The sequence below is a fragment of the Desulfovulcanus sp. genome, from assembly GCF_982781345.1.
In genome coordinates, this window is sequence record NZ_CEYAEZ010000203.1 from 1 (window position 1) to 1082 (window position 1082).

The 1082-nt window shown below is 31.1% G+C and carries 2 protein-coding genes; both read right to left on the reverse strand.

The genetic code is table 11. The annotated features are described in order from the left end of the window. Positions 1 to 10 precede the first annotated feature (10 nt). The gene (locus AC3WVG_RS12240) at positions 11 to 793 is read right to left on the reverse strand and encodes an ABC transporter permease (RefSeq protein ID WP_488798396.1); all 783 of its coding nucleotides are present in this window, start codon (positions 791 to 793) and stop codon (positions 11 to 13) included. Continuing rightward, on the reverse strand, positions 790 to 1082 hold a 293-nt coding region (locus tag AC3WVG_RS12245), incomplete at its 5' end, for an ATP-binding protein DrrA1-3 family domain-containing protein (protein ID WP_488798397.1). The genes AC3WVG_RS12240 and AC3WVG_RS12245, both read right to left, overlap by 4 nt.

Here is a 1082-nt window from a genome sequence, read left to right on the forward strand (position 1 = left end):
CTTCTAATTTTTACTCTACTGTCGTTCTTCTAAATAGTATTGTACATATACTTATCATAGCTATTGCAAATATTGTTAAAACTAGACTATCAACACCAAGTCCAATAGATGTGTAGTTTATTAATAATGTCCTTAATGCATCTGTACTATAGGTTATTGGGTTTAGTAATGTTGGTATTTTAAACCATGTTGGCATATATTTAAGTGGGTAGAATATGTTGCTAAGGAAGTTTAATGGAAGTACTATAAAGCTTACTAATGCTTGAAATGTTTCAAAACTATTTACGATAAGTGCTATTATTGTTCCAAGTCCAGCACCTACAATTCCAATAAGTATGCAGTATAGTAATGCTAGTGGTATATTTACGTAGTTTAGATAACCTGTCATTGCTAGTCCAAGTATCATTATTATAGATGCTTGTATTAGTGCTGTTGATACATCACCAATAATTCTACCTACAATAATACATGTTCTAGATGCAGGTGCTACAAGAACTTCTTTTAAAAATCCAAATTGTCTATCCCATATAACGGATACACCTGCCATAAATGAAGATGTGAACATTGTCATACATACAATTCCAGGAACTAGAAATGATAGATATGAAGTTCCTAAAATTTGTCTAAATGGTAATGTCCTAAATGTTGTTGAAAATCCAACACCAAACAATACAAGCCACATAATTGGCATTAGTATAGTACTTATAGCTCTCGCTCTAGCTCTGAAAAATCTCTTAATTTGTCTAAGAGCAATTGCAGATATTATTGATAGAGAATTGTAAATACTCTTCATAATACTCTCCTCCTATGAATCATCCTTATATGATCAAAGAATGTACCTTCCTCTTCTCTTAACTCTCTACCTGTCAAATGTATAAATACGTCATTTAGTGTAGGCTTCTTATAACTAATTTCCTCAATCTGTATACCATACTTATGACATAGTTCAAAAATTTCAGGTAGTGCTTTTGAAGCATTTTCAACAATAATCTCAACCTTCCTATCAGATATCGGTTTAACATCTTTAACATCTTTAATCTTTAAAAAATCTCTAGGATTAATCTTAGTGAGTTGGTAAAAGA

What these genes read in the sequence shown, in the direction of transcription:
- AC3WVG_RS12240 (WP_488798396.1), bottom strand. Translation starts at nt 793, where the DNA reads ATGAAGAGTATTTACAATTCTCTATCAATAATATCTGCAATTGCTCTT.